Genomic DNA, 21,609 nt, shown 5'->3' on the forward strand with positions numbered 1-21,609 from the left:
CTTAGATTATTCAAAATCAGTAGATAAAGATACGTCTTTCCATTCTTCCATTTCTTCCCTTTCCTTGTTACGGACTTCCAGAATAGCATGGTAGCTATCGGAACCCAAGGGGAGATGCAAAGGTGGATTAGACATTCCGGTAATTTGAAGTAACACTTCGGCCAATTTTTTGGGGTCACCTAATTGTTGGCCATCAAATCCCGTAAACTGATTCACCTGTTCATCTATGTCATAGGCGTCAATTTTATTTTGCGCAACATTGAGGGTATCCCTACTCATAAAGTTTGTACGGAATGTTCCCGGTGCAAGGATGGTTACTTTTATTCCAAAAGGAGCGACTTCTTGGGCAAGGGCTTCCGAAAGTCCAATGACCGCAAATTTCGATGCATTATAACTTCCATTACCGGCATAGCCCATATAACCCATCACAGAAGAAGTATTGATGATATGTCCGGATTTTTGCCTGCGTAAATGTGGCAAAACGTTTCTAATGACATGGGCCATTCCAAAAACATTTACGTCCATTGTTTGCCTAAACTCGGAATCGCTTAGTTCTTCGATATTGCCCAAAAGGTTGTAGCCCGCATTGTTAACCACAACGTCTATTCGACCAAATTCTTCAATACCTAGGGAAATTGCCTTTCCAATGTCCTCTTCTTTAGTTATGTCCAATTTAACAGGAATTAGACGATCTTTGTAATCCCCAATTTTTTCTAAGAGTATTTCCGTATTTCTGGTTGTTGCAATTACTTTCCCTCCGCTTTCTAAAACTGCTTTAGTTATTTCAAGACCCATCCCCTTGGAGGCTCCTGTAATGAACCAAACTTTCTGTGTGCTCATACTATTTGTTTTTTTTACAAAACTACAGGGCACATAGATTTATGACGTTTTCAAATCAAGGATAAACGTTTTTAAATCCAAGTTTGGTTGATTTTTTGTTACCGTTAACGGTCTGCAGAGTCCGTATACTTTTATATTCCTTTGTGTTATTTTGATTTTCCACAATAAACACACAACCGGCACATGCCAATAATTTCCCTATTTGAGTAGGCCAACACCTGCTTAAAAAACTCTTTTTTATTATATGTCGTCTTTCAAATCCTTGTGCTCAATTACATAAGCCATGAGTTCGGCCATTTTGCCATCACGAAACTTCCATACATCACAGTACGAGTATTGAATGCCTTTTCCACTTTCATTCATCACTGTGATTTGGCCCATTGCCGTAAGGTAATCGTTCTCGGCAATCAAATGTTTGACCTCATTTTGTGGTGGTTCAATATATTCATTAAGCATCCATTTTCGGACCGCTTCCTTTCCATTTAGAATCTGGTCACCTACAAATATCCATTTGGTATCATCCGTGCAGTATTGAAGAAATTCTTCATAATTCCCTTTGGAAACAGCTTCATTTGCTTTCTGTAGAATTATTTTATTGGTATCTGTCATAATAGTGTTCTGTATTTACATTATTAATATCCATCTGCATTTTGAAATAATAGAATATCATGAAAATTTCAATAGATAAAAAAATTTAATTGATTGTTACTCTAATTCAGGAAATCCGAGATTGCCCTTGTCATTTGTTCGGGTCTCTCCTCTTGAAGAAAATGACCGCAATCCTTAATTTCCATCATTTCATGTTCATGAGCATTATGGGACAGAAAATTGTCCAGAATGTCATAATTAGCGGATGATGCAATTCCCATTGTTGGATTTTTAATTTTAGAAGAGGTTTTCTGTTCTGCAATATCTTGACCAAAGGTTTGGTACCAGGCATTGGCAGCTGTTATATTTTCCTTATGGTTATAGTGTTTAAGGTAGACTGATCGGTCAAAATCACTGATGCCCTTTTTATTGATGAGCAACTTTTCAAACAGGTGGTCCAACAACAACCCAAAACGTCCTTCCAGTAGCTGTGCTGGGAGATCGTTTAACTGGTTAAAAGCCACCCACCAAGGGTACACAGGAGTCCCTACGGGCAACATGGGCAGCCGATACATATTTTCATCAGGGGGAGGCGTATCCAGAAGGATCAGTTTATCAATGTTTTCTGGATGATTGACAGCAAACGAGTATGCAACATTGGCTCCAATGTCATGTCCTACTATATGCACCCTATCATATCCTAAAGCTGCTACCAATTCCATGATATCATCGGCCATATTCTTCTTGGAATATCCTTCTTCAGGTTTATCACTATCGCCCATCCCACGCAGATCGACCGTAATTACACTATATTTTTCGGCCAAGAAGGGCATAATATGGTGGTATGACCACCAGGTCTGGGGCCAACCCGGTAACAATATCAATGGATTGCCGCTTCCTCCCGTGACATAGTGGATGTTTATGCCATTGACCTTTTGCAAGCGACTGGAAAAACCTGGTATTTGTTTTATAAGACTTTCTGTTGCGTATGGATTCATATTAATATGGTTTTATTCATTTAATCCGATGGCGCCCTTAAAGGAGATCCATGCGAAATTCCTACTATCGTTTTTGGCAACATCCCCGGATTCGACGGCGTAGATTGCAGTCTCAATGACCGATCCGAACAAATTGAAAATCCAGGGGATGGTCAGTTCGGTGTTGATGCGTTCAGCCTTTTGAAGGTCCTTGATAAGGTTAAACCATTTTGATTTGACATCATCGGATTCAAATTCCTTTTTTCTGTCCAAATCAGAGAAGTTACTGCGTTCGTAGATTCTTTTAACGAATGCATAATTGGCCCCTTGCTCAATAGCGGCAAAAAGCATGTTCCTTATTTTTTTAATGGGGCCCGGGTCACTTTCATAAGCTATTATCATAGCCTTGTTACAACTGACCAACATCTCGTTTTTGCACGATTCGATCAAGTCATCACGATTTTCAAAATAGCGATGCAGTGTTCTACGGGAAACCCCAGCTTCTTCGGCAACCTTCTCCAAGGTATCCGACGGGTTGTTCCTAAAACATCTCACTGCGGCAGTTATAATTTTCGCTCTAGTGCTTTCCATGACCCAAATTTATGAAATATGTCTCAAATATGTGACATACTACTAAAATTAAATTTATTAGTAGTTTGATGTATTCCACAACCGAAAATATCTTTTCGGTAATTTAAACGCCATTCACAAGGTTCTAGGAGACTGATGCATGGAAGAATACACGGAACGCTTTACGAAAAAAGAAGGTAATCTTAAGAACAGTTGTTACAAAAACCGGAAATGACAAGATTATGAACTTTGGCAACATAGCCTTCCGGTAACGGCACGGCCAAATCCCTTTCCAAACACTCGACCTTACCGCAGTGCAAACATCTGAAGTGAATATGATTATGGGAATGCACTTGTTTCTTCCCACTGCAATTGTGGCAAATTGCAAAATATTGTTTTCCATCATCCCCAATGACCTTGTGCACTTTTCCATCCTCACAGAACCTATTCAGTACTCTGTAAATGGTGGCCCTGTCGATATCGGAACCAATATTTTCTTGTATCATATCGTGGCTCAGTGCATTTCCAGATGATTTGAGAACTTCAAAAATTTCCGCTGTTGAGTGTGTATTTCTACGCTTCATATTTTTATTGCGACTCTATTGCAATATTACAAAAACAATACTACATTTGAAAGATTTATAATGCGACCTTGTTGCGATAATATTTGATGGATAGGAAGTGAATCTATTAGGCTTACTAAATAAAATAAGATGACGGATACGAACAGTTTTGATGCGATCATAGTTGGCGGGAGCTATGCAGGTCTTTCAGCTGCAATGGCTTTGGGGCGTTCCTTGCGCCATGTTTTACTAATTGACAGCGGCATGCCTTGCAATGAAAGCACACCACATTCACACAACTTTTTAACACAGGACGGAAAAACACCAAAAGAGATTTCAATGCTTTCCAAGCATCAAGTTGAAAAATATGGTACGGTTAAATTTTACAATGGGATTGCCAGTAGTGGGAGGAAAAGAAAAAATGGCTTTGAAATCACAACAGACACAGGGAATAAATTCAATGCTAAACAATTGATTTTTGCAACAGGGATAAAAGACATGATGCCAGACATAAAGGGATTTGCAGAATGTTGGGGTATTTCTATTATCCATTGCCCTTATTGCCATGGTTATGAATACCGCAACCAAAACACGGCCATTATTGCAAACGGGGCAAAAGCATTCCACCTTGCTTCATTGGTCAAAAATCTAACAGATAACATTACGATTTTGACCACGGAAACGGCTGACTTTAATTCAGAACAACTTGATAAACTAAACAAGCACGGTATAAAAATCATAGAAACAAAAATTTCCGAATTTGAACACAAGAATGGACACCTACGAAATATAGTTTTTGACGACACCACTAAAATATCTTTTGATGCTGCATATGCTGCGGTTCCTTTTATACAACATTCAGATATTCCGGTTTCTCTTGGTTGTGAACTTACCGAACATGGCTATATAAAAGTTGATAATTTCCAAAAAACTACCGTACCGGGTATCTATGCCTGCGGTGATAATTCAAATATGATGCGTTCCATTGCCAATGCCGTTTATAGTGGCAATATAACGGGAGCAGTGGTAAACGGAGAACTATCAAATGAGCAATTTTAATACAAAACCATATCGATGATAGAAGTTTTTATAACAGACATTCAAAATAAAGCCCAAGCAGATCGTGTTTTAAATATAATCAAAACTGAAACCGCTGACTTGAAAATCAACTACGATTTAAACGAGACAGCTTTATCATTTCCTTGAGGAAATACAATTTTAAGAATGGAAGGAGATGTAATCAATTCCGATGAAATTATAGCAATCGTAAAGGGATCAGGTTTTAAATGTGAAGTTTTGAAAGACAAAATTTGCAAATAATCTAAGGGTAACTATGACAGAATTTTGGGAATCAAGTTTTCGGGACAAGTAAGAAATGTGGGGATGGAAACCAGCGGATTCAGCAATTGAAACTGTAGCTTTATTTAAGAAAAACGGTTTAAATAAAATCTTGGTACCGGGGTTTGGTTATGGAAGAAATGCCAAGATTTTTGTCGACAATGGATTTGAGGTAGCTGGAATTGAGATTTCCGAAACTGCAATTGCAATGGCAAACGAGCATTTGGGAGAACATATAAAAATACATCATGGACCTACCAGTTCAATGCCGTTTGATCAAGAAGTGTATGATGGAATATTCAGCTATTCTTTGATCCATTTATTGAACCCCAAAGAACGAACCAAGTTGATAAAGGATTGCTATAACCAACTGAGACCCGGCGGCTATATGGTTTTTGTATCCATCTCGAAAAAGGATTTTAGATATGGTGAAGGGGAAGAAATAGGCAAAGACACATTCAAAAAGAATTATGGTGTTACCCTATTTTTTTATGATTCGGAGTCAATTCGATTGGATTTTGGCAATTATGGCCTAGTGGAGGCCAAGGAAATTAGGGAACCCATAAGGAATTTGGGAGACCACCCCTCACAACGGTTTTGGTATATTATCTGCAAAAAGTGATTGGTAAAAAAGTCATTTGAATACTAATATAGTGTTCGCCTAAAGCTTGATGGGCTTACAACCCTTCATGATATAGTATGAAAAGCCACTCCCCTATTCTATAATTGTTTGTATAGAAAACTCACAATTATCATAGCCTTCCTGCCATTTATATTTCTTCATCTTCTTGAATCTGTTGTTGCTTGAAATAAACCGATATAGGAGTTTTTATAAGGCGCTGGCAGTCCATTTGTATTTTTTAAATACACCAATCCCAAAAAATCAAAACCACATTTTTCGTAATAGCTTATGAGTCCAGGGTTGTTTCCAACGGTATCCATGCGGATATATTTTTTGTCATTCTCCTTGGCGTATTTTTTTGCCCATTTCAGAATCTTCCTAACTAAATTTTGCCCCCTAAAATTTGGATTGGTCGCAATACGATGAAGGTAAATAGAAAGATCATTATTTCGTTCTTCCCAAATTTGCGCATCATCAAAAGTTATCGCCCATACACAAGCAACTTGGTTATCAATCAATAGTTTCCATTGTCTATTTTCAGAAATCTCTGTTTTAATGAGTTTGCTTTCAAACTCCGGCCAATGCATGGTAAACTTGGTTTTTTGAAAATCCCGCGCAACTTTGTAGAGACGAAATATTTCATCTATATCATCCGTATCACAGTTCTTTATTTCCATAACTTCCTATTAATTGGCTTGTTTACATTGTATTGGGGCGCTCAAGAAACCTAGTGTTGTTGTACATCCTTGCAGCTAGTACTTTCAGATAGCAAGCACTTCCCGATAAATATAAAAAAAACTTTGGAGTAATCTTTTAGATATTTATTATTTTTGTAATGAATATTACAAAATGAAAGGAAGACCAAGTATTCATCAAGACAAGGACGTAATCCGAAAGGCCCAAGAATTATTTTGGGAAAAAGGATTTAATGCCACTTCCCTCTCTGAGTTGAGCAAAGCAACCGGTGCAGGAGCCGGGAGCCTTTATAACACGTTCAAAGGAGGAAAAAAGGAACTTTTTAAAAAATCACTCCAACAGCGAAGAGAGGATTTAAAGGAGTTCAGTCTTCAATTGGAAAATAGCGATAATCCCCTGGAGTTGATCAAAAATCACTTTCGCACCATCGTTAATGCTGACCATAGGTCCCATTTAAGGGGTTGCATTGTGGCCAATACCATCATTGAAATGACCTTTATTGATGATGAATTGGAGAATGAAGCGATAGAAATTTTAAAAGAAACAGAAAAGCTGTACACGGCTACCATTCTAGAAGAACAAAAAAAAGGAAATATTAAATCAAAAATACCGGCAACTACATTAGGGAAATATCTAATAAGCCTTTGGTGCGGAATCAACTCATTACGGCGAATTTATCCAGATCAAGAAATTTTGGAACAGCAAATTGAATTACAGCTACAAATAATCAACTAAAAAAATTTAATTATTTTTTTAATAATCGTTACAAAAATAAAATGGATTTAAAATTAAAAGGGAAAAGAGCATTTATTAGTGGATCGACACAAGGCATTGGCTTTGCCATTGCACAACAATTATTAAAAGAAGGGGTTGATGTAACCATAAACGGAAGACACAAATTAAGGACGGAAAAGTCAAAAGAAAAACTACAAGAGCGATTCCCCAATGCAAACATATCAGCAATATCAGCGGACTTTTCCAAGAAAGAGGAAGTCGAAGAACTTCTTACGCAACTTGAAGACATTGACATTTTGGTCAACAATGTTGGAATCTTTGGGGTAAAGGACTTTGGGAGTATTACAGATGAAGACTGGTACCAGTACTTTGAAATTAATGTAATGAGCAGTGTCAGACTATCTCGCCAACTATTGCCCAAGATGCTGAATAAAGAATGGGGACGAATTATTTTTATCAGTAGTGAATCAGGAGTAAATATACCTGAAAACATGATCCATTACGGAATGACAAAATCTGCAATGTCAGCCATTGCAAATGGACTTTCCAAGTTGACCAAAGGAACAGAGGTTACTGTGAACACTATTTTGGGCGGACCAACCTATTCTGATGGGGTTGCAGAAGTAATTGAACAAATTGCAAGGGCTCAAGACTTGGATATTGAAGAAATGAAAACCGCAATTTTACAACAATCAAATCCTCATATGCTATTACAGCGATTTATTGATCCAAGTGAAATAGCGCATTTAGTATCGTACGTATCCAGTCCTTTATCTCTTGCTACAAACGGAGCATCTTTAAGAGCAGATTCCGGAGCATTAAAAACCATTTGAGTTATAAGCGGAAAACATCAGCAAATCACTGTAATCTGATTCTTAAAATCCCTTAACGACCCTATTCTTAGTTAAGAATGTGCTCTGGAAATTCCTTGATTACAAACCGTTAATCGGAAAAAATCTTTTGGTATAAACCTCTTGATAATTTCAGGGAAGTGTTTCGCAGTATCGAGGGCCTAACCGATATTCGTCTCCTCCTCCAATAGGTCATCCATAACCTTTTTGAGAAATTTTGTCTTGCTCTTCTTTACTTCCTTGAGAAACGGCGAACCATCATACGTATTGGAGATATTCCTCCCTCCCCATAGTGCAATTTCTATTAAGGCAGGTATTAAATCAACTCCTTTTGGGCTCAACCTATACAGTCCTTTTACCTTATTACCTGGGTAAGGTAATTTGATGATTATTCCGTTATCCTCTAATAGCTGTAATCTATTCGCCAATATATTCGTTGCTATTTTTTCCGCCGATTTTGTAAAATCCCCATAAGTACGGGATTTATGTAACATTAAATCCCTAACAATCAGTAATGACCATTTGTCTCCGAAAATATCCAATGACGAACTTATAGGGCAATCGGAACGCATTTCAGTTGCTTTCATAAATTTTGATGTTTTTTACTTGCATATTGAAAGTAATTATATATTTTTGTACTTGCATTTTGCAAGTGTTTAAATTAATTCATCACTTGCACATTGAAAGCAAAATTAATTATTTAAAGTAAAAAGATATTACATCATGACAAAAATTTTAGTTACGGGTGCCACAGGCGTGGTTGGAAAAAGTACAATTGAACATTTGTTAAAGAAAAATGTTCCTGCAAGTCAAGTTATCGGACTTGCTCGGAATAAAGAAAAACTGAAAGACTTAGCAGCGAAAGGCGTGGAAATACTTGAAGGTGATTATCTTGACTACAATTCCTTACTACGTGCATTTGAAGGTGTTGACAAAATAATGCTAACTAGTGCAATAGCTTTTACAGACCGATTTACTCAGCACTATAATGTTATTACCGCTGCGCGACAAATGGGCGTAAAGCACGTGTTCTATATGTCCATTATGCGCAAAGAAGGTTCCGGACGCATTATGTCCGAAGTCACGGAATCGGACCTTTTTACGGAACAAGTGCTCAAATCCTCAGGACTAGATTATACCATTTTATATCATCCACCTTTTGCCGATCTTCTATCGTCCTACTATGGTCCCAATCCTTTCGAAACTGAAATACAAGTTCCGGCGAACAAGGGAAAAATGGCGCCTGCGACAAGAGATGAATTGGCGGAAGCCCACGCTGAAATACTTTCTACTCCAGGACATGAAAATAAAACGTATTCCTTAGGCGGATCCCATGCTATTTCGTTTTCCGACATAGCAAAAATCCTATCGGAAATCAAAGGACAACCGGTTCCCTTTACCACCATTACAGCCCAAGATTATATTGATGGGATAGTTGGCCAAGGGGTCCCTCGTCATGTTGCCGAATTTATAACAGGTTGGGTATTGGCTATTGAAGGAGGTGAATTCGAACATCAATCAGGTGACTTAGAGCGATTATTAGGTAGAAAGACAAAAACTTTCAAAGAGCTCATGGAACCAACTTTAGTTTAAAATAATTCCAAGTTTTAATAAACGAAGTGGCAGAGAATATATGTTTTCAGCCACTTCGCTTTAATGCTAACAAAGTAAGACTCTAAAAAAGAAGCACATGAAAATGGGAATTATTGGTGCAGGGCAGATAGGCAAGGCACTTGCAAAGAAATTGATAAAAGCAGGCTACCCTGTAATCCTTTCAAATTCAAGGGGCATGGAATCATTACAACCGCTTGTGGAAGAACTCGGAACATTAGCCACGGCTGGTACAAACGAAGATGCCTGCAATGCGGATGTAATAATTTTAGCTGTGATGTGGTGGCATATACCCGATGTCCTAAATAAGCTTAAGAAACAGCTTAAAGGAAAAATAGTCATTGATGTAAGCAATAATTTTACAAAGGACGGCGATTCTCCCAAATTGGAAAAGCCAACGGGTGTTATCGTTGCAGAACTAATACCTGATACTAAAATCGTCAAAGCATTCAACCATTTATTTGGAAAGTGGATTGAAGCAGAACCTATAGTAGGGAACGGCAAACGTGTCAGCTTTATTTCAGGGGACTACGTATCTGCCAAAGAGATTGTGGGGAAAATAATAACAGAATTAGGATTTAAGGTGATTGACCTTGGTAACCTGGAACAAGGGGGCCGCATAACCGATGTTGGGAATGCCTTATCCGGGTTGAATTTGGTCAGTTACCCAAATTAATTTTAATAAAAATTTTCATGAAAGCATTAGTTTATCGTCATAAAAACACCTTAAATGACTTTAAAATCAGATTAGAAGAAGTTGCCGATCCAAAAATCAGCGATACCGATATTCAAGTCGGTATTAAAGCATTCGGGGTTAATCCGGGAGAGGCATTATTCAGGAGAATTTTAGATGCTCCTAAAGGCGAGTACCGTATTTTAGGATATGAATTTAGCGGGATAGTAGAACAAAAAGGAGCGAAAGTATCAGGGTTCGACATAGGTGACCGAGTGTTCGGTATAGGTGATACTTCACGGCAGGGAGCTTATGCAGAGCTTATAGCGGTAGATCACCGTTTAATAGCGAAGATACCCGACTTTGCACCTTATGACCATGCAGCGGCAGCTCCAGTAGGAACTGTGACTGCTTATCAGTCCCTATTCCGCTTTAACAATAAGCTCCCCTCTGATGTGAAGACCGTTTTAATTTTGGGAGCAGCTGGAGGCGTAGGGTCAATGGCCATTCAATTATTAAAAGCAAAGACGAACGTAACGATAATTGCAACTGCTTCCAAGCCACAATCGCAAAACTGGGTCAAAGAACTTGGTGCGGATATTATTGTTGATCACCACTCGGATGTTTTAAAGCAACTGAAAGAAGAAGGGATTGACCAAGTTGATTTTGTCTTTGCCGCCAATGGACTCAAAAATGCCATATCTTGGCTTCCAGAGCTCATCAAACCTTACGGGTATCTTGCACCAATCGAGGGACTGGGCGATATAGATATCTGGCCATTGATGAACAAATCTGTAACCGTCTTCTTGGAAATGGTTTTTTCCAAGTCCATTTTTGGGGTAAATCAAGAAAGCCAGGGAGCTATACTCCGTGAATTGATTGGACTTTTGATGGAAGGTAGGATTAAGTCGCCTGTTAAACAGACATTTAGCGGTTTGAGCGTGGCAAATATACTTCAAGCACATTCAGCTCTTGAAGAAAGAAGCACCGTCGGAAAAATTGTAATAAACCTTTGAGCCAATAAATTCCAAGAAACTACATTGGAAAATGGTATGAAGGTTCACCTCAAGGATAAACGTATTGAAACTTAAGATTACAGTTGCTTTTTAGTAGTACCATTGGCTTAAGGCCATAGGTTTGTTCGCCCACATGTAAATTCAGTCTACTGATATACTCGCTTACTTTTGCCATAAATTTCCTGATGGGAATAGAACAACTCTTGTTTAAATGACCTCCTTCTCGTATCAATAATCTTTCAATTCCTTTTGCTCAATTACAAAAGCCTTGAGTTCGGCCATTTTGCCATCACGGAATTTTCATATATCACAGTACGCGTATTGAATACTTTCTCCACTTTTGTTAACCACTGTGATTTGACCAATTGCTGTAAGGTAATCACTCTCAGCCATCAAATTTATGACCTCATTTTGCGGCGGTTCAATATATTCGTTGTGCATCTATTTTCGGACAGCTCCTTTTCCATTTAGAATCTGGTCACCTACAAATACCCATTTCGTATCGTCGGTACAGTATTGAAGGAATTCTTCATAATTACCTTTGGAAACCGCTTTATTTGCTTTCTGTAGAATTATTTTATTGGTTTCAGACATCATAGTTTATTTTTACCTGATTATTGTCAAGGTTATAGGCCAGCAGGCATAATGTCCCAAAGGTCGCAAATGCTGATCGGTCTTTTTTGTCTGTCGGAATTTACTTTCTTCCCATCAGTGCTGTCGGTGTCTGGCCATATTGTTTTTTGAAAGCATAGGAGAAATGTGACAGGTTTTCAAAACCTGTTTCCAAATACACCTCAACAGGTTTCTTGTTCTTTTCGGTCAGTTGGTAGTGGGCCAACGCCAAGCGTTTCTGGGTCAGCCAACGCTGTGGGGTTGTATTGTAAATCTTCCTAAAATCCCGCTTGAAAGTTGTCAAACTGCGCCCTGTCAAATAAGCGAACTTTTCCAATGGCATATTGAACATAAAATTCCTTTCCATAAAACCTGACATATCAATTTTATGTGGTGTTTGAAAGTTGGACAACACATGGTCAATGTTATTGTCAAGGGTTCTCAAAATACTGATTGCTTCCGTGATTTTCAGTGAAGCAATGGTTTCCGGAAATTGCTCTTGTATGTCAAAATAAGGTAGCAATGAAGCAAGGCAACTTTCCAATAGCGGGTGCTTGCCAAAACTTCGGATGGTTTGTGTGCCGGAACCTGTTGATTTTACGTCCAGATTGGTGTAAAAATCCCGCAGCCTCTCAATGGAAAGATGCATTACAACTGATTTATGTGGTTGTCCGTCTTTTGGGTAATTGATGATTGTGGCCAACTGATTTCTTGGAATGAGGAAAATGTCGCCTGCTTTAAATACATAAGTTTTATCGGCTTGAATAATCTTTGTTTCGCCCGAAATGAACCACACAAGCATATGGTGGTCAAACACGACTTCTGTCTTAAACAACTTGTCTTCGTAGCAAGAAAGTTTAATGTCTTCTGTTATGTATTTTAGTTTGAAATCCATACGCTTGTGTGATTGTAAATTTACAAATCTCAATTAGGCCGGAACGTTATGCCTGTAATTTCTTCACTTAATTCCCACAAACGCTTTGCATTAGTTTCATCCAAAGAATAAGGTTTTACACCTGATGAAAATTCTTGCGCTAAATACAATTCGGCTATATTGTTGTCTTCGCAATACACACCTCCGATATTGTTTAGTAAGGGACTTGTAGCACACCAAATTGTTGTAGACGCGCCTTGGGGAATTGTTTTGAGTGAAGCCGCGACTTCTGGCGACATATTTCCCTTTTCATCACAAAAGCCCATTTGTATAAACAATTCCAACGGTGCTTCTCTTGCTAATTCTGTTCCGCCAATAGAACCAGGATGCAATGAATAGGCCCTTACGCCAAATTCTTTGGCACGATTGTCCAGTTCAAGTGAAAATAAATTGACTGCGGTTTTGGATTGCCCGTAACCTTGCAAGGTTTCATATTCACGATGTTCAAAATTTGGGTCATCAAAATTGAAAGGTGCAAATTGATGTCCTTGAGAAGAAACATTTATTACCCTTGCACCATTGGCTTCCTTTAATGCTTTCCATAATTTGGCCGTGAGTTGAAACTGTGCCAAATAATTTACTGCTAATTGTGATTCAATTCCACGATGGTCTCTGCGTAACGGAACCCACATAATTCCTGCATTGTTGATAAGCAAGTGTAAAGGTCTACCAGAAGCTAAGAACTTTTCAGCAAATGTGTCAATGGAATGATGATCTAGTAAATCCATTTTTTCTATTTCTACGTTGTCAATGCCTTGTAGATTTCCCTCAGCTTTTTCAGTGTTCCTCGCTGGAACGATTACGGTTGCGCCGGCGTTGGCAAGTGTCTTTACCGTTTCCAAACCAATCCCTGTGCTACCGCCTGTTACAATGGCGATTTTTCCTTTCAGGTCAATTCCTTTAATAACTTCAGTTGAAGTCGATTTTGCGTCGAAGCCATAACCTATTGGTTTCTGTAATGCTCCGTTGTAATTTGTCTGTCCCATTATTAATTATTTTGTTAAGACAAAAGTAGAGGGCAGTTAACTGGTCAACTATGTTCAAAAGTCCGAATTTACTTTGTTCAAAAGGCCACTATTTTCGAAAGTGCAGTTCCGGCAAATATGATTCATTATGGTATGACAAAAACCTCACCTTGCGCTATTGCAAATGGTATTTCAAAACTTACAAAAGGAACAGAGGTCACGGTTAATACAATTTTGGGAGGCCCACTTATTCTGAGGAGGTTTCACGAGTCGTCGAGAAACTTGCTAAAACTCAAAATCTTGACTATGAAGAAATAAAAAATAGTATTTTACAACAATCAAATCCGCATATTTTGTTAAAAAGATTTATAGACCCTGCGGAAATAGCAAATTTAGCAACTTACCTATCGAGCCCCTTTGTCAATTGCTTTAAATGTAGCAACTTTGAGAGCAGATGCGGGAGTTCTAAAAACGATACCGATCTTTGTATGCAGTTATTCAAAGAAAACGTACTTCGTCGCTGCTCTAGGATTTGCAAGCAATGTGATGCATAGAAACAGGGAGAGCAATAAAGTTGACAGCGCATTTGATTATCTTAAAAATGGCAATCAATACGCTGATGAAATATTAGACAAAGTGACACATAGTTTAACTCGGATTAAATGACAAAACAATATAATAACCCATTCATTCTTGCTTTAAAGGCGCGTAACCTTACCGTTGAAGTTCACCGTCATTCAGCATATCAAATTGTCTTGTCAAACGATACTCCCTTTAATTCAACCATTAATGGAACTTTATATGAAAGCATTCACGGTTTCCTCATAAAACCGCATATCCCGCATTTTTGCGTGGCAGAAAAAGGTACATTGAATGTTTTAAATATAGAGCCCTACTCCAATATCGGGTTGGAACTGGCAAGTAGGTTTAAAGAAGATCAGGGTAATATTGTCTTTGACTCGCCACCCGAAACGAATTCCTTTTTTCAAACACCCAAGGATAGTTTGGATGTTACCAAAGTAGTTGATGCTTTGCTCTCCAAATTACCTTCCAATAACTATGATGAAAGAGTAACTAAAATAGTTGAATACATCAAGGTAAATTACTTTAGATCCGATATCACACCGCAAACTTTTGCAGATATTGTTTTTCTTTCTCCATCCCGTTTAGCATCTCTATTTAAGCAGCAAACCGGTAGTAGTCTTTCTAAGTATTTATTATGGACCCGGCTACGTCAGGCCATCTATATCACGCTTTCCGATAAAGATAAAAGTCTTACTGATATTGCTTACGACACCGGATTTTATGACCTGCCACAATTGAATAAATATATGTATGAAATGTTTGGGATGCCCCCTACAGCCTTAAAGCACAATAGTGATCTGATTCAGGTCTACTAGCATAAAATTTTTAAAGACATCACATACTACGCCGGGTATCCGCATTTTATGTTGGTACCTTTTTTCTTTTCCACAAAGCAACTTTAATGCTATCAACATACAACAGTGATTTGATACAAGTTTGACCAAACCCTTCTACGCAACTTTGTAATATCATTTTAAACCATTAAAAATTATATTATGAAAGCAATAGTTTATAAGCAATTCGGAAGTACAGATGTTTTACAACTCGTAGAAGAACCAAAACCTACGGTAAAAGCAGATCAGGTCCTGATAAAAGTGAAAGCATTTTCCATTAATCCTATGGATTGGAAAATCAGAAAGGGAGAAATGAAACTTATGTCCGGTGCAAAATTTCTCAAAAAAACCGGAGCTGACTTTTCAGGCATTGTGGAAGAAACTGGTTCTGGAGTTGGCCACCTTAAAAAGGGAGATGCCGTTTTTGGCGTCGTAAAAAACCTAATGAAAGAAGGTGTTTCTGCAGAATACATTACCGTAACCGCTTCATTAGTTTGGAAAAAACCAACTGATGTCAGTTTTTCCTAGGCTGCCTCCATTCCTGTAGTTGGTACGGCAGCGGTTACAGCGTTACAAAAAATGGGAAACATTAAATCAACAACTACCATTTTGGTAAACGGCGCGACTGGTGGTTTCGGTATGTTTTTACTGCAATTCTTAAAACAGAAAGAAGCAAAGGTAACAGCAGTTACAAGTACAAAAGGAATTGAATTTGCAAAAAAATGGGGTGCAAATAAGGTGATTGACTACACAAAAACAAATGTTCTTTCACAGAAAACCACCTACGACATTGTTATCGATTTATCTGGTACAATGGGATACAAAAATGCCAAACAACTATTGAACTCAAAAGGCTTGTTTTTGAATCCAACTCCAAAACCAATTGAAATACCAACTTCGCTTTTCAAAAACCTATTTACAGCCAAAAAACACATTGTTATACTCTCCAGTCCATCAACAAAGCATACCGAGGTTTTGATAGGTTCGGTAAAAAAAGGATTTCAAATTGAAGTCAACAAAGTATTTCCGTTTACCCAATTCAAAGAAGCCTATCAATACGCTGAAAAAGGTGGTATCATTGGAAAAGTAGCAGTTGAAATTAATTAGGGAACACACAAAATATGGGTTTGATAATAGCCAAAACCTATATCGAACCACCTTCAAATAATCATTAATAAATCATAACAATGTTAATTAAAATAGACAACACTATTAAATATGGTAAGCAGCATGGGGGCTTTGGAATACAAATTTTATATCCGGGACTTATGTTGCCCGAACTGAATGACACTGGCTATGCTACCATTGGAAGAATAGATCAGGCACGTATAACACCGGGTACTCTTATCCCAATGCATCACCATAAGAACGATGAAATCCTTACGTACTTACGCAGTGGTAAAGTAAAGCACAAGGATTCTGAAGGACATTCTGATATAATTTCCAACCAAAAATTGATGATGATGAATGCGGGCTCAAATTTTTTTCATGAAGAAAAAACTTTGGAAGAAGATGGAACTCTAGAAGGGTTGCAAATTTTCATAAGACCCGAAGTCGATGGATTAAAACCACAAGTGCAATTTCATCAATTATCAGAAACTTACAGTATTAATCAATGGCGAAAAATAGCAGGCAAAGGAGATGATTATCCATTGCAAATAAGAAGCAATACTTGGATAATGGATATGCAGTTGCAAAAAGGGGAAGAAATGTTTTTGCCCGAGCTATCTATTGAAAATACCTCATTTCTATTTTATGTCTTTAAAGGAGAAATACAGTTCAATGCCAATGTACAAATAAACACAGGCGAAAGTACTTTAATAGAAAATGAAAATCCAATTTTCGTGGCATCTGAAACCACTGACATTGTTTTATTTATTACCCAAACAGATGCAAAACATTTTGATGGTGGTATGTATAGCGGTAATCTTCAATAAATAACCAAACAGAGCTATACAACAGTGATTTAATACAAGTTTAACTCCTTCAATCACTGCAACTTTGGAGTATAAATGATTAATAACTAGTAAAATGAAAACAACAAAAAATAACAAGAAGGATTCCAACAAAAATCCTGAAATAACGGTCACAGTGATTATTGACTCGCAAATAGAGAGAGCATTCGATTATATAGCTCCAATCAATCTAACGCACATCTTTCGTGGAAATTCATTGATTCCGGCAATTGTAGATACTAGTGTAAAACAAGGATGGGATAAAGCAGGATTAAAAAGAACGGTTCACTTTGCAGATGGTTCTACTTCTCAAGAAAGTCTTTTAACAGTCAATGCACCAACTTCCTTTTCATACAAGAATGAGGATTTTACCTCAAAAGTCCTTTCAGCATTACTTAAAAGAATTGAAGGGGAATGGCAGTTCACTGATTTAGGAAACAATCAAACAAAAATCGAATGGACCTACCGCACAGTTCCAACAAACTTTTTCGCGAGGATTATGGTAAAGTTGGTATTAATGAAGCAGTTGATGTCAGTACTTAAAAATGCTATGGACATTATTGTAAATGATCTTGAAAGCGGACAACTTGAAAAAGGAACTACTTGGAACACTAAAGAGCAGAACAGTGATTTGATACAAGTTTGAAGATGAACTTGTTCGCAACTTTGTAATGTAAATGATAAACATCAACAAAAAATATAAACAGATGAAAAAAATAGTAATACTAGGAGCCACTGGAACAGTGGGGAGTAAAATTTCTGAAATCCTTCTAAAGGAAGGTAATGATGTAATCGTAATGGCTAGACATAGTGATAGGTTACAAAAATTTAAAAGTATGGGCGCTGAAATAATTATTGGTGATGTAAATGATGTAAACACGCTTACCAATGCATTCAAAAATGCAGATAGTGCTTTCCTCATTTTACCAGACAATGCAAAAGCAGAAAACACAAGAGCATACCAAAGACAAGTCACCAGCAACTATATAGAAGCTATTGAAAAATCGGGTATCAAATATATTGTAAATATGAGCAGCCTTGGTTCTCACATGCATGAAGGTAATGGCATTATGGGTGGTACTGGTGAGCAGGAAGTACGATTGAACCAATTAAAGGATGTAAATGTATTACACATTCGTTCGGCCTATTTCATGGAGAATTTTTTAAGAACAATTGGTTTGGTTAAATCTAAAGGAATCAACGGTACAGCTGCCGATGGAGACCATGCCATACCAATGGTTGCTACGCAAGATGTAGCCAAAGTTGCAGCGGCACGTCTTTCAAATCTTGACTTCGCAGACAAAAGCGTTCATGCAGTAATGGGACCAAAAGATTATACCTACAGAGAATTTAACAATATCATTGGTAAAGCTATTGGAAACCCTGAATTACCTTATGTACAAATTCCGGTAGACCAGGCCAAGCAAGTATTCCTAGGAAATGGTTTTTCTGAAGACTTTGTTGACAATCTGTTGGGGATGGCGGTTGCTATCAAATCAGGCATGATGAACTATCAAAAAAGGGATGATTCAACCACTACTCCAACAACGGCAGAAGAATTTGTAAATGAAGTTTACTTGCCTATATATAACAAGCAATAAAAATCAAAAGGTATTAAGTCTTTCATGAACGATAAATGTTCACCATTAACTGAACAGCTTTTACCACAACACTCTAAACATAAGAAAAATGAAATCAGCATTAATAACAGGAGCCAATAAAGGCATTGGACTAGAAACTGCAAAACAGCTATTACAAAAAGGATTTTATGTGTATCTCGGAAGCCGCAACAGACAAAACGGATTGGAAGCCGTAGAAATATTAAAATCAGAAGGACTTACCGATGTAGAGGCAGTACAATTGGATGTAACGGATGAACATTCGGTAAAGGCTGCCCGTGATAAAATCGGAAAGAGAACCGATGTTTTGGATGTTCTCATCAACAATGCAGGAATCAATGGAGGTCAACCACCCTACTCTGCACTTGAAGCAAGTCCAGATCAACTTGGGGCAGCGTTCGAGACCAATGTCATTGGCGTAGCGAGAGTTACAAAAGCATTTATTGACCTCTTACGGAAATCACCAGTACCAAGAATCGTAAATGTAAGTACCAGCGTAGGTTCGCTATCACTACAGAGCAATCCCGATTGGCCAGCTTATAACTATGCCAAATATGCAGTGTACGCTTCTTCAAAAGCTGCGCTGAATATGTACACCATTCATTTAGCGTACGAATTACAGGGCACTTCTTTTAAGGTAAACTCGGTTTGTCCGGGCTATACAAAGACTGATTTTACCAGCAATAATGGAGGTGACGTGGAAACTGCCGCCAGCCGTATAATAAATTACGCGCTAATAGACCAAAATGGGCCTACAGGTAAATTTTTCAGTGAAGAGACCAATCCTGAGACAGGCGAAATCCCTTGGTAACAATTAACATACTAAAAAATGCGATTAAATTCCCTTCATTTCAAAACAGTGATTTGATACAAGTTTCTCCTCTTTAATAGGGGCAACTTGCTTACTTAATAATCTAAAAATAAAATACAAGTATCATGAAATTATTAGAAAAAATACAGTTAGGAAATCTAACATTAAAGAACAGAATGGCTATGTCCGCCATGACCAGAAGCCGTGCAGATATAAACGGTGTAGTAGGTGATATTACAGTTCAATACTATACGCAAAGAGTTAGCGCAGGTTTGATATTTACGGAAGCCATCAGAATAAGTGAAGAAGCGACCGGTAGCCCATTAACGCCCGGCATTTACACAAACGAGCAGATCGAGGCGTGGAAAAAAGTTACTAAATCTGTACACGAAAACGGGGGTATCATCATTGCCCAACTTTGGCATACAGGTCGTGCTGGGCATTCCATTGATAGAAATGGCAAACTTCCTCTTGCTCCATCAGCAATTCCTATTAAAGGAATGCAACACTTTACCTCACAGGGCATGAAAGAATACGAAACACCTCAAGAAATTACTTTAGAGGAAATCAAACAAACCATTAGTGATTATGGGCAGGCCGCTAAAAATGCAATAGCAGCAGGCTTTGATGGGGTAGAACTTCACGCCGCAAATGGGTATTTACCTAACCAATTTTTAGCAGAAAGTGCCAATCAAAGAACCGATGAATACGGCGGTAGCATTCCAAATAAAGCTCGTTTTGTATTAGAAGTAATGCAAGAATTGATCGATGCCGTTGGAGGTGACAAAGTAGGGATCAAAATTTCGGTATACCACCCATACGGAGATATGTTTTATGACGACCCGGTTGGAACATACAACTATCTAATTGACGAACTCAATACATTGGATATCGCTTTTGTCGAACTAATGAAAAAAAACCCATTCTTTCCACCACCTGCTCAATATCCAACAGACGATGAAGTAGAACTATATGGAAAAAGAATAAAGCAAACTTTAATCGCTAATACTGGCTACGACAAAGCATCTGCAGAAGCAGAGTTAGAAAAAGGTATTGCAAACATCATTTCTTTTGGAACTTTATTTTTGGCAAATCCAGATTTACCAAAACGATTCGAACTGGATGCCGAATTAAATGAACCAGACAGAGCCACTATGTTTGGCGGCGGCGAACAGGGTTATATTGACTATCCATTTTTAGAAGAATAAAAAAAAGTAAAAACAATAAGATGAAAAATATATTCAAATTCGTACTGATGTTGGCGGTGTTCCAACTCATTGGCACAAATACAAAGGCACAATCTGTTCCAGACAGTACCATGCAGCAGATTAAGGATTTCAGGGCATTTTATGAAACCCTGGGAAAGGTATATCCACCTGACAGTACGGTCACTGTAAACGAAACGACCATTTCAGGAGTAAAGAGTTATTGGTTCAATCAAGACTTGCTAAATCAAGGGGAAATCATTGTTTATCTGCATGGGGGCGTTTATACCTATGGTAATTTTAATACCTATCGTGCCATGCTGACCCATTTGGCCAAGTCATTCGATTCGTCTATTCTATACATTGAATATTCGTTATCCCCGGAACATCCATATCCTACGGCCAACAACGAAATATTTAAAGTGTATAAGGCGCTGCAAAAAAAGTACAAGAACCATAAAATAACGGTGATGGGAGACAGTGCTGGCGGTGGCTTGGCAGTAGCATTAATAAAGGATGCACAAAAGGCCAATCTGTCAATGCCTGCGTCTTTGGCGCTGATCTCTCCCTGGATAGATTTAAAATGTGCTAATGATTCCTATGAGACCAAACAAGAATTGGACCCAATTCTAAATAAAGGCTTTTTATACAGCCATGCATTGATGTATTCTTCCAACAATATAAAATCGGCAGACCCCAGTGAATTAAAATTCAAAAAATTTCCTCCTGTTTTCTTATTGGTTGGTACCGACGAAGTATTGAATGATGATGCCAGAAATTTTTATGCCTACATTGATCCCATTCAAGAGAAATCAGAATTTAAGGAGTATGATGGGCAAAAACATGTCTGGCTATTTTCCCATATTGATTCCAAAGAATCAGTGGAAGCAATAAAAGACATTAAGCAGTTTATATTTTCAAATTAAAATTTGGCCAAGAACATTATAGCGACTCAGGATTTCCAGCACTATTCTGGTAAAATTCCGAGTCGCTCTTTATTAACATACTTA

General features: G+C 37.9%; 25 protein-coding genes and 1 pseudogene. 16 read left to right on the forward strand and 10 right to left on the reverse strand.

Annotation, left to right across the window (positions count from 1 at the left end; all coding sequences use genetic code 11):
* Window positions 1-6: 6 nt before the first annotated feature.
* The 5 genes from PP182_RS18015 to PP182_RS18035 all read right to left on the reverse strand — a co-directional run bounded on the left by PP182_RS18015 (window position 7) and on the right by PP182_RS18035 (window position 3,559).
* Window positions 7-840 (reverse strand): SDR family NAD(P)-dependent oxidoreductase, encoded by an 834-nt coding sequence (locus PP182_RS18015; RefSeq protein ID WP_272652661.1) that lies wholly within the window; start codon window positions 838-840, stop codon window positions 7-9.
* A gap of 240 nt (window positions 841-1,080) precedes the next feature.
* Entirely contained in the window at window positions 1,081-1,449 is a 369-nt protein-coding gene (locus tag PP182_RS18020) for a nuclear transport factor 2 family protein (RefSeq protein WP_272652662.1), read from the reverse strand.
* A 101-nt stretch (window positions 1,450-1,550) separates the two neighbouring features.
* Entirely contained in the window at window positions 1,551-2,426 is an 876-nt protein-coding gene (locus tag PP182_RS18025; protein WP_272652663.1) for an alpha/beta fold hydrolase, read from the reverse strand.
* Window positions 2,427-2,438: 12 nt separating this feature from the next.
* Window positions 2,439-2,996, reverse strand: a complete 558-nt coding sequence (locus PP182_RS18030; RefSeq protein ID WP_272652664.1) for a TetR/AcrR family transcriptional regulator — start codon at window positions 2,994-2,996, stop codon at window positions 2,439-2,441.
* Between the two features lie 182 nt (window positions 2,997-3,178).
* Window positions 3,179-3,559: a Fur family transcriptional regulator gene (locus PP182_RS18035; protein WP_272652665.1), complete on the reverse strand. Its 381-nt coding sequence runs from the start codon at window positions 3,557-3,559 to the stop codon at window positions 3,179-3,181.
* 129 nt (window positions 3,560-3,688) lie between these two features.
* Here PP182_RS18035 and PP182_RS18040 point away from each other — a divergent pair, with 129 nt between their 5' ends.
* Together PP182_RS18040 and PP182_RS18045 are read left to right on the forward strand one after the other, a co-directional pair.
* Window positions 3,689-4,597, forward strand: a complete 909-nt coding sequence (locus PP182_RS18040; protein WP_272652666.1) for an NAD(P)/FAD-dependent oxidoreductase — start codon at window positions 3,689-3,691, stop codon at window positions 4,595-4,597.
* A 316-nt stretch (window positions 4,598-4,913) separates the two neighbouring features.
* Complete coding sequence (locus PP182_RS18045; protein ID WP_272652667.1) at window positions 4,914-5,498, forward strand: class I SAM-dependent methyltransferase; 585 nt, start codon at window positions 4,914-4,916, stop codon at window positions 5,496-5,498.
* 158 nt (window positions 5,499-5,656) lie between these two features.
* On the opposite strand, the gene PP182_RS18050 is transcribed toward PP182_RS18045, so the two are convergent.
* On the reverse strand, window positions 5,657-6,175 hold the full coding sequence (locus tag PP182_RS18050) for a GNAT family N-acetyltransferase (RefSeq protein WP_272652668.1): 519 nt from the start codon (window positions 6,173-6,175) through the stop codon (window positions 5,657-5,659).
* A gap of 172 nt (window positions 6,176-6,347) precedes the next feature.
* Between PP182_RS18050 and PP182_RS18055 the strand changes: the two genes are divergently transcribed.
* Window positions 6,348-6,929, forward strand: a complete 582-nt coding sequence (locus tag PP182_RS18055) for a TetR/AcrR family transcriptional regulator (RefSeq protein ID WP_272652669.1) — start codon at window positions 6,348-6,350, stop codon at window positions 6,927-6,929.
* Between the two features lie 41 nt (window positions 6,930-6,970).
* Window positions 6,971-7,762: an SDR family NAD(P)-dependent oxidoreductase gene (locus tag PP182_RS18060; RefSeq protein ID WP_272652670.1), complete on the forward strand. Its 792-nt coding sequence runs from the start codon at window positions 6,971-6,973 to the stop codon at window positions 7,760-7,762.
* A 179-nt stretch (window positions 7,763-7,941) separates the two neighbouring features.
* On the opposite strand, the gene PP182_RS18065 is transcribed toward PP182_RS18060, so the two are convergent.
* Complete coding sequence (locus PP182_RS18065; protein WP_272652671.1) at window positions 7,942-8,367, reverse strand: winged helix-turn-helix transcriptional regulator; 426 nt, start codon at window positions 8,365-8,367, stop codon at window positions 7,942-7,944.
* Window positions 8,368-8,503: 136 nt separating this feature from the next.
* On the opposite strand from PP182_RS18065, the gene PP182_RS18070 reads away from it, so the two are divergent.
* From PP182_RS18070 to PP182_RS18080, 3 genes and pseudogenes are all read left to right on the forward strand, one after another.
* Window positions 8,504-9,373: an SDR family oxidoreductase gene (locus tag PP182_RS18070; protein ID WP_272652672.1), complete on the forward strand. Its 870-nt coding sequence runs from the start codon at window positions 8,504-8,506 to the stop codon at window positions 9,371-9,373.
* An 88-nt stretch (window positions 9,374-9,461) separates the two neighbouring features.
* A pseudogene (locus PP182_RS18075) lies at window positions 9,462-10,067 on the forward strand (NADPH-dependent F420 reductase); the annotation flags it as partial.
* A gap of 17 nt (window positions 10,068-10,084) precedes the next feature.
* Window positions 10,085-11,080, forward strand: coding sequence for a zinc-binding dehydrogenase (locus PP182_RS18080; protein WP_272652674.1), 996 nt, complete (start codon window positions 10,085-10,087; stop codon window positions 11,078-11,080).
* Window positions 11,081-11,521: 441 nt separating this feature from the next.
* Here PP182_RS18080 and PP182_RS18085 read toward each other — a convergent pair whose 3' ends face one another.
* The 3 genes from PP182_RS18085 to PP182_RS18095 form a co-directional block, all read right to left on the reverse strand.
* Window positions 11,522-11,674 carry a hypothetical protein gene (locus PP182_RS18085; RefSeq protein WP_272652675.1) on the reverse strand — a complete coding sequence of 51 codons (153 nt, stop codon included), beginning with the start codon at window positions 11,672-11,674 and terminating at the stop codon, window positions 11,522-11,524.
* Window positions 11,675-11,774: 100 nt separating this feature from the next.
* Window positions 11,775-12,587 (reverse strand): AraC family transcriptional regulator, encoded by an 813-nt coding sequence (locus PP182_RS18090; protein ID WP_272652676.1) that lies wholly within the window; start codon window positions 12,585-12,587, stop codon window positions 11,775-11,777.
* A 29-nt stretch (window positions 12,588-12,616) separates the two neighbouring features.
* Window positions 12,617-13,612, reverse strand: a complete 996-nt coding sequence (locus PP182_RS18095) for an SDR family NAD(P)-dependent oxidoreductase (RefSeq protein WP_272652677.1) — start codon at window positions 13,610-13,612, stop codon at window positions 12,617-12,619.
* A 641-nt stretch (window positions 13,613-14,253) separates the two neighbouring features.
* Between PP182_RS18095 and PP182_RS18100 the strand changes: the two genes are divergently transcribed.
* From PP182_RS18100 to PP182_RS18140, 9 genes are all read left to right on the forward strand, one after another.
* On the forward strand, window positions 14,254-14,991 hold the full coding sequence (locus PP182_RS18100; RefSeq protein WP_272652678.1) for a helix-turn-helix domain-containing protein: 738 nt from the start codon (window positions 14,254-14,256) through the stop codon (window positions 14,989-14,991).
* Between the two features lie 180 nt (window positions 14,992-15,171).
* On the forward strand, window positions 15,172-15,537 hold the full coding sequence (locus PP182_RS18105; protein ID WP_272652679.1) for an alcohol dehydrogenase catalytic domain-containing protein: 366 nt from the start codon (window positions 15,172-15,174) through the stop codon (window positions 15,535-15,537).
* Between the two features lie 51 nt (window positions 15,538-15,588).
* Window positions 15,589-16,116, forward strand: coding sequence for a zinc-binding dehydrogenase (locus PP182_RS18110; protein WP_272652680.1), 528 nt, complete (start codon window positions 15,589-15,591; stop codon window positions 16,114-16,116).
* Between the two features lie 80 nt (window positions 16,117-16,196).
* Window positions 16,197-16,946: a pirin family protein gene (locus PP182_RS18115; protein ID WP_272652681.1), complete on the forward strand. Its 750-nt coding sequence runs from the start codon at window positions 16,197-16,199 to the stop codon at window positions 16,944-16,946.
* Between the two features lie 94 nt (window positions 16,947-17,040).
* Complete coding sequence (locus PP182_RS18120; protein ID WP_272652682.1) at window positions 17,041-17,610, forward strand: SRPBCC family protein; 570 nt, start codon at window positions 17,041-17,043, stop codon at window positions 17,608-17,610.
* A gap of 61 nt (window positions 17,611-17,671) precedes the next feature.
* Window positions 17,672-18,565 (forward strand): NmrA family NAD(P)-binding protein, encoded by an 894-nt coding sequence (locus tag PP182_RS18125; protein ID WP_272652683.1) that lies wholly within the window; start codon window positions 17,672-17,674, stop codon window positions 18,563-18,565.
* A gap of 88 nt (window positions 18,566-18,653) precedes the next feature.
* Window positions 18,654-19,394, forward strand: a complete 741-nt coding sequence (locus PP182_RS18130) for an SDR family oxidoreductase (RefSeq protein WP_272652684.1) — start codon at window positions 18,654-18,656, stop codon at window positions 19,392-19,394.
* A 125-nt stretch (window positions 19,395-19,519) separates the two neighbouring features.
* Window positions 19,520-20,602 carry an alkene reductase gene (locus PP182_RS18135; RefSeq protein WP_272652685.1) on the forward strand — a complete coding sequence of 361 codons (1,083 nt, stop codon included), beginning with the start codon at window positions 19,520-19,522 and terminating at the stop codon, window positions 20,600-20,602.
* A 20-nt stretch (window positions 20,603-20,622) separates the two neighbouring features.
* Window positions 20,623-21,525, forward strand: coding sequence for an alpha/beta hydrolase fold domain-containing protein (locus PP182_RS18140; RefSeq protein ID WP_272652686.1), 903 nt, complete (start codon window positions 20,623-20,625; stop codon window positions 21,523-21,525).
* Window positions 21,526-21,609 lie beyond the last annotated feature (84 nt).

This window comes from Maribacter sp. PR1, from assembly GCF_028464145.1.
In the GTDB taxonomy this organism is placed as follows: domain Bacteria; phylum Bacteroidota; class Bacteroidia; order Flavobacteriales; family Flavobacteriaceae; genus Maribacter.